General features: G+C 42.6%; 8 protein-coding genes and 1 tRNA gene. 4 read left to right on the top strand and 5 right to left on the bottom strand.

Annotated elements, in window-relative coordinates; translation table 11 throughout:
* Positions 1-164: 164 nt before the first annotated feature.
* From CLV31_RS12775 to CLV31_RS12765, 3 genes are all read right to left on the bottom strand, one after another.
* Positions 165-238: transfer RNA gene (locus CLV31_RS12775), tRNA-Ala, on the bottom strand.
* 127 nt (positions 239-365) lie between these two features.
* Positions 366-974, bottom strand: a complete 609-nt coding sequence (gene recR, locus CLV31_RS12770; protein ID WP_111393273.1) for a recombination mediator RecR — start codon at positions 972-974, stop codon at positions 366-368.
* An 11-nt stretch (positions 975-985) separates the two neighbouring features.
* Positions 986-1,279, bottom strand: coding sequence for an ATP-dependent Clp protease adaptor ClpS (locus tag CLV31_RS12765; RefSeq protein ID WP_111393272.1), 294 nt, complete (start codon positions 1,277-1,279; stop codon positions 986-988).
* 52 nt (positions 1,280-1,331) lie between these two features.
* Between CLV31_RS12765 and CLV31_RS12760 the strand changes: the two genes are divergently transcribed.
* A complete protein-coding gene (locus tag CLV31_RS12760; protein WP_111393271.1) occupies positions 1,332-2,777 on the top strand; it encodes a sodium:solute symporter in 1,446 nt (481 codons plus the stop codon).
* On the opposite strand, the gene CLV31_RS12755 is transcribed toward CLV31_RS12760, so the two are convergent.
* Entirely contained in the window at positions 2,774-3,112 is a 339-nt protein-coding gene (locus CLV31_RS12755) for an MGMT family protein (RefSeq protein ID WP_111393270.1), read from the bottom strand. The genes CLV31_RS12760 and CLV31_RS12755 overlap by 4 nt on opposite strands.
* Positions 3,093-3,986 carry a mechanosensitive ion channel family protein gene (locus CLV31_RS12750; protein ID WP_111393269.1) on the bottom strand — a complete coding sequence of 298 codons (894 nt, stop codon included), beginning with the start codon at positions 3,984-3,986 and terminating at the stop codon, positions 3,093-3,095. The genes CLV31_RS12755 and CLV31_RS12750 overlap by 20 nt, the downstream gene beginning before the upstream one ends.
* 58 nt (positions 3,987-4,044) lie before the next feature.
* Between CLV31_RS12750 and CLV31_RS12745 the strand changes: the two genes are divergently transcribed.
* Genes CLV31_RS12745 through CLV31_RS12735 form a run of 3 tightly spaced genes read left to right on the top strand, consistent with a single transcriptional unit; the run spans position 4,045 to position 5,647 of the window.
* Positions 4,045-4,722, top strand: coding sequence for an SDR family NAD(P)-dependent oxidoreductase (locus CLV31_RS12745; RefSeq protein ID WP_111393268.1), 678 nt, complete (start codon positions 4,045-4,047; stop codon positions 4,720-4,722).
* Between the two features lie 32 nt (positions 4,723-4,754).
* Entirely contained in the window at positions 4,755-5,186 is a 432-nt protein-coding gene (locus CLV31_RS12740) for a nuclear transport factor 2 family protein (protein WP_317048783.1), read from the top strand.
* A 5-nt stretch (positions 5,187-5,191) separates the two neighbouring features.
* Positions 5,192-5,647, top strand: a complete 456-nt coding sequence (locus CLV31_RS12735; RefSeq protein ID WP_111393266.1) for a hypothetical protein — start codon at positions 5,192-5,194, stop codon at positions 5,645-5,647.
* The last annotated feature ends 353 nt before the right edge of the window (positions 5,648-6,000 follow it).

Genomic DNA, 6,000 nt, shown 5'->3' with positions numbered 1-6,000 from the left:
AGTTTAGAGGAGTTTCAAATATTGAATTCTTCCTTTTTAGACTCTCAAATATCTATGGCTAAAATTTTAACCTCCCCAGATAGTAAGACTGATCCCTAAAAAGTATGTAAACGTAGTACATGTTTGAAAAATAAAAGAGGCCTGCATTTTCTGCAAGCCTAAAGTGGAGGATAACGGATTCGAACCGATGACCTCTACACTGCCAGTGTAGCGCTCTAGCCAACTGAGCTAATCCCCCTTTTTATTACTTCAGAATCGAATCGATGACCTTCCCGCACCTTTGCGGGACGCTCTAACCAACTGAGCTAATCCCCCAGTTCGAGGTGCAAATATAGACTGAGATTGGTTTGAAGCAAATAATTTCTTTAATCCTGAGAATAATTTATCCTCGTCAGAATACTTCTTCCCAAGGTGACCTCGTCTGTAAACTCCAATTCTCCACCAACAGGGATACCTCTGGCGATGGTGCTTACTTTTACTCCAGACTCTTTTAATCTTTTGCTTAGATAAAAAGAAGTGGTGTCTCCTTCCATCGTTGCGGAAAGTGCCAAGATGACTTCTTGAATTTCTCCATTCCCTATTCTGGAAAGCAAACTTTCGATCTTTAACTCCTCAGGTCCAATTCCCTGAATAGGCGAAATCACTCCGCCCAATACATGATATAGACCTTGGTATTGATTGGTGTTTTCAATGGCCAGGACATCGCGGATATCTTCCACCACGCAGACTAAAGCCCGGTCTCGTCTATGGCTTTGGCAGATACTACATTCTTCCTGATCGGAAATATTGTGACAAGTCTTGCAATAGTTGATCTCCTCCCTCATCCTTGTTAAAGCCAAGGCCAAAGCCTCAGTCACTGCCTCATTTTGCTTGAGCAAATGAAGGGCAAGGCGTAAAGCTGTCTTTTTGCCGATGCCGGGAAGTCTGGATATTTCCGTGACAGCATCTTCGATCAATTTGGAGGGAAAGTTCAAGTAGGAGGATATTATACGATGGCTGCTTGGATTCCTGCGTCTAAGATTGCCTCACACATGGGCTTCAATTCTTCACGGGAACCTTTTTTGACTGAACATTTGCCTTTGTAATGAATAATCAAGGTGCACTGCTCCGCCTGTTCATGAGAATGCTTGCACACTTTCATCAATACTTGAATCACATGTTCAAAAGTATTGATGTCATCATTAAATACGACCAGGTCAAGTGCTTCCTGATCGATCAGTTCCTCTAGGAGGACTTCAATCTCTTCTAGTTCCGGAAGGGCTATGCTGAATTGGTTCATTTGGCAAAATTAAGAATAATGGACAACTTAGCGAGCGACATACCCTAGCTTTATGAATCCCCAAGTCGTTCTCGTAGTCATTTCGGCCTATTTTCTTTTACTTTTTTTAATTTCTTGGTTTACCTCCCGCAAAGTAACAGCGGATACCTTTTTTACAGGCGACAGGCAATCTCCATGGTTTTTAGTAGCCTTTGGTATGATCGGGGCATCCCTGTCAGGGGTGACGTTTATCTCAGTACCCGGTGAGGTCGGTAATTCCAACTTCTTTTACTTTCAAGTTGTTTTGGGATATACACTGGGCTATTTCACCATAGCGAAGGTGCTTTTACCTCTTTATTATCGGCTTAATCTGGTTTCGATTTACTCTTATCTCGAGGATCGGTTCGGATTTTGGTCTTACAAGACCGGTTCTTTTTTCTTTATCCTATCCAGGGCTTTGGGATCTTCCTTGCGGTTGTACTTGGTGGCAAGCGTATTGCAATTGATTTTGTTTGATTCCTTGGGCATCCCTTTTTGGGTTTCGGTATTGATTACAGTAGGCCTGATTTGGCTTTATACCCATCGAGGGGGGATCAAGACTGTGGTGTGGACGGATACTTTACAGACTGCTTTTATGTTGGCCTCTGTGGTGGTAACTATAATATTGATTGGAAAGGATTTAGAAATCAAAAGTCTTGGAGCGTATATTTCTGCGGTGGCTCAGGACGATCGATCCGCGGTTTTCAATTGGGATTGGAAGGCAGGAACCAATTTTTTTAAACAGTTCATTTCAGGGGCATTTATCACGATCGTCATGACAGGTTTGGATCAGGACATGATGCAGAAAAATCTCACTTGTCGCACACTAGGTGATGCCCAAAAAAATATGTTTTGGTTTACCATCATTCTGGTAATAGTCAATCTCTTGTTTTTATCTCTGGGTGTAATGCTTTACCTGTATACCGAGGCTAAAGGAATTGCTTTGCCTGCCAAATCTGACCAGCTTTTTCCGATGCTGGCCACTCAACATTTCTCCGCATTCACCGGGATTGTTTTTGTCTTGGGGATTACAGCGGCTGCCTATTCCAGTGCAGACTCTACACTCACCGCCCTGACCACTTCGTTTTGTTATGATTTTCTTCAGATTGAAAGGAAATACGCTCCCGAAAAACGGGTTGCCATCCGTAAAAAGGTACATCTCGCTTTTACAGGCCTGATGTTTTTGTTGATCTTGGCTTTTTATTGGCTCAATGACCAAAGTGTCATTAATTCGGTCTTCATCATTGCAGGCTACACCTACGGGCCACTTTTGGGCTTATACTCTTTTGGGCTTTTTACCAAACTTCAAACCAATGACCGATGGGTTCCGGCCATAGCGGTCATTGCACCTCTACTGACTTTCGTCATCAGTTCAAATTCTGAAAAGTGGCTCTGGGGGTACAAATTCGGCTTTGAAGCCTTGATTTTAAACGGAGCTTTGATGTTTCTAGGACTTTATTTGCTTCGCAAAAAATCCTAAATCCCCAGTTCCTTTTCCGGATCCCAAAAGACCTTGTCAAAGTCTTTTACCTGATCATTTTCCACCACTACACCATCTGCTTCCAAAAGCTCCTGCATCCGAGTAGGCGTCCCGAAGTGGTGTTTTCCAGTCAATAAACCCAATCGATTCACTACGCGCTGGGCTGGCACATCCGGCATAGAATGAGCTGCATTCATCGCGTAGCCCACCATTCTAGCCCCGCTTTTCAAGCCCAAATAATGCGCAATCGCCCCATAACTGGTCACTCTCCCTTTGGGAATTTCCCGCACTACCTGATAAACCAGGTCAAAATAATTAGGCTTTTCGTAGTTCATGAATCCAGTTGATCAGCGCTTGATTGACTTCTTTTTTGACTTGAATTTCGATCGGTTTTTCTCCAGTCTTGATAGGGAATTGGTATCGGATCAAAAGCGTTTCTGCCTTCCGTTCGATCACATTGAGCTGCGCGCCTTCTTTAAAAACCGTCTCAGGATACTTTTCCAAAACCACGGTCAATTGATCCTCTAACTGATCGAGATGAACTTCATTTTTGGAAGAAATCTCAGAATCGAAAATCACCTGATGGGTGTTGTTTTTCGAAAAATTGACCACATCAGTCGACAAGGCCATCAAATTAGGGATCAGGATGATCTCTCCGGAGTCATTTTTCAGGACCAAATTGATCAGGGTGATATCACGGATAAAACCCACATGGCGTCCGATTTGGATTTTGTCACCGATTTCCAACTGATCCGAAAACATCATGATCAGCCCATTGACAATATTGGTGATGTAGTCCTTGGTCAATAGCGCAATCGCTGCCGCCACAATCGTAATACTCGTCAAAAACTCCAAGGGACGAATGCCAAACGCCAACATCAGAGAAATCAAAACTGCAATTACATTGAGCAGCGTCTCAATCCGATCAATTCCCACTACAAAATTGGGTTGGACCTTGGACTCTTCTCGCTGTCTGAGATAGATATTCAGGGTGATAAATCGGCCCAAGGCAAAAATCACATTGGCACTCAATAAAAAAATCAGGGCTCGAAGGACATGCTGCAAAATTTCATTTTGATCCAAAAACGGAGTCAAAACGGTATCTACCGCATAAAAAATTTCAAGAACAATCAGCAAAGCGAGCTTGATGGCGAAGTTTCTTCGGCGGACATTTTCTTTGACTCGGATACTGCTTTTTAGGTGATTCATGGTTCAATCGAAAAATTAAGGCTAATTTTAGCAAATATAGGACGGATTAGAAGGACTGATGAGCAGAAATATAATCGTAACTGGAGCAGCGGGCGCCTTGGGGGCCGCCGTGGTAGAAAAATTCAAGCGGGAAGGTTATCATGTCATAGCCTTGGTCAAGCCTGATGCAAATGAGGTTTCCGAAGAAGCTGATGTAACCTACGAAGTAGACGTGACTGATGAAGAGGCGGTTGCTGATTTTGTGAAAGAATATCAAATTCAGTTTGGAGAACTGGACGCCATAGCGATGATTGTGGGAGGGTTTGCCATGGGAAATTTGGAGTCTACCACACAGAAAGAATTGAACCGCATGTTTCAGCTGAATTTTTTCAGTTCTTTTTCCATGGTTTCAGGCTTTCTTTCACTTTTCAAAAAACAACAGCACGGCACTTTCCTTTTTGTAGGAGCTCGTCCGGCTCTTCAATTGAAAGACGGTACGGGTACAGTTGCCTATGCTCTTAGCAAGAATCTGGTCATTTCCCTGTCTGAAATCGTGGCAGAGGAGGTAAAAGGAACAGATATCCGAACCCATGTATTTGTACCAAGCATCATCGACACTCCTGCCAATAGGGAAGCCATGCCGGATTCTGATTTTAGTAAATGGGTCAATCCGGCAGATATTGCGGAAGCGATGCATTACGCGGTGAATACTCCAGCACTTAGACAAATGACCTTTAAACTCTACGGAGGCGTATGATTATGTTCAGGAAAATTATTCTATCCGCGATTTTGGCTTTTGTATACGTTATGCCAGCTTTTTCCCAATCGGAGGAAAAAGCAGTGGAAGAAGTCATTCGAAGTCTTTTCGAAGGTATGAAGTCCAAAAATGCTGAACAAGTTGCCGCTGCATTTTACACGGAAGGACTCATGCAAACAGTCCAAGCCAAGCCTGAAGGAAGTACGGTTGGCAGTAATTCGGTTGCAGATTTTGTGAAAAGAATTGCAACGACTCCTGCTGAGACCACTTTGGATGAGCGAATTTTAGATTACCAAGTCAAAGTAGACGGAACCCTGGCATCGGCCTGGACTCCTTATCGATTTTATGTGAATGGAAATTTCAGCCATTGCGGAGTCAATTCCTTTCAGCTGGTCAAAATGGCCGAAGGCTGGAAAATCGTCTATATCATTGATACCCGTAGAAAAGAACCTTGTGAAGAGTAAATTTTATGAACGAATTCAAAGCTAAAGTCTATCAAACTGCCATCGATCTCCTCAAGCAAAAAGAAGCTTTGCTTGCCGAAGAGCGTAAAAATATCATAGAAAGTATCCTTGAAGAAGAAAAAAACAGTGCAGGAGATAAGTATGAGACAAGTCGTGAAACCATGACTCAAGACTTAAATTCGATCGAGAAGCAAATCAAACAAAGCAAGCTTGACCTGGAGGAGTTATACCGATTGAATACCATTAAGGATACCCCTCCAACCGTTCAGGAAGGGGCTTTGGTCAAGTTGGGTGCTGAATGGTTTTTGCTGGCTGTCAGCATCGGACAAATCAAGGTGAATGATTCCAAGGTCTTTTTGCTGAGTAAAAATTCTCCTTTGGGTGAACTCCTCATTGGAAAGAAGAAAAAGGAACAAATCAATTTCCGAGGAAAAATGCAAGTAGTAGAGGAGTTGGCCTAATTCAATCCAAACATTCAAAGAACGCTCACTTTATCTGAAAAAGGTGAGCGTTTTCTTTTTTGATTGGCCATCATTTCCTTTCCCTTTACCTGAATTCTGATGCAAAACCGGGGGTGAGTTGTTTTTTTGTATTTGCTCCGAACGAGAATAGGTTCTTTGGGTTTAATTGTCAAAAGGGTAATTTTTTATGCTTCTTGGTGAAAAATATCTAAAAAAATCGCATTTGATTGATTCATTTCTTGGTCGATCGGTTTTTTCGCTGTAAGATTGTCAAGTCAAAACACCAAGCTATGGTATTTGCAGCGCAATCGTACGTTTTTTCTGAACCTTTTCAGTTGATTGGAAAGGAAGCT

Source organism: Algoriphagus aquaeductus, assembly GCF_003253485.1.
Classification (GTDB): domain Bacteria; phylum Bacteroidota; class Bacteroidia; order Cytophagales; family Cyclobacteriaceae; genus Algoriphagus; species Algoriphagus aquaeductus.
This window is presented reverse-complemented; position numbering and strand designations above follow the sequence as displayed.